A 740-nucleotide genomic window follows, 5' to 3' on the forward strand; every position below is an offset into this window, starting at 1 on the left:
CGGTTCTGTTGCAAACGTTTCGTCAATGAACGCTATTATAGGTTTCTAGCTTTCAATAAAGTTGGATTATTCGATGTTTAAAGGCCGCCATTTCGATAAGTCCGTTATCCTTCTGTGTGTTCGATGGTACCTGGCTTACGGTTTGAGCCTGCGCAATCTGAAAGAAATGATGGCCGAGCGTGGCATCGCGCTCGACCATTCGACGGTGCACCGCTGGGTTCTGCATTTCAGCCCCGTGCTGCTTGAGCGTTTCAATCGGAAGAAGCGTCCGATCACACGCAAATGGAATCTGGATGAGACCTATGTGAAGGTCAAAGGTGAATGGCTTTATCTGTATCGTGCCATCGACAACAACGGCAATACCGTCGAGTTCCTGTTCAGCAGAAATCGCGACCTGAAAGCTGCCAAACGCTTTATCCGCAAGGTGCTGGCCCGATATGGCAGGCCAGAGAAGATCACTATTGACGGAAGCCAGGCCAATCGGACGGCCATCATGCAGTGCAATGCCGAGAGCCGGTTGCGACAGGGTGGCAAGCCCATCGTCATCCGTTCCAGTAAATACCAGAACAACACCATCGAGCAGGATCATCGCCGTGTCAAACGACGGATACGATCCATGCTCGGCTTCAAGTCTGAAGCCGCTGCCAGCATCACGATTGCCGACATCGAACTCCTTCACATGATGCGAAAGCTGCAAGCTAGTTTCGGCTCAACCGCACCGCTTTCACTCAAGCAACAAT

At 51.5% G+C, this 740-nt stretch carries 1 protein-coding gene; it reads left to right on the forward strand.

From position 1 onward, the window contains the following. Positions 1–73: 73 nt before the first annotated feature. Positions 74–740 (forward strand): IS6 family transposase (locus KUG47_RS16695; RefSeq protein WP_217679194.1); only part of this gene is annotated, 667 nt, incomplete at its 3' end.

Origin of the sequence: Falsochrobactrum tianjinense (assembly GCF_019100495.1) — a bacterium.
Classification (GTDB): Bacteria; Pseudomonadota; Alphaproteobacteria; order Rhizobiales; family Rhizobiaceae; genus Brucella; species Brucella tianjinense.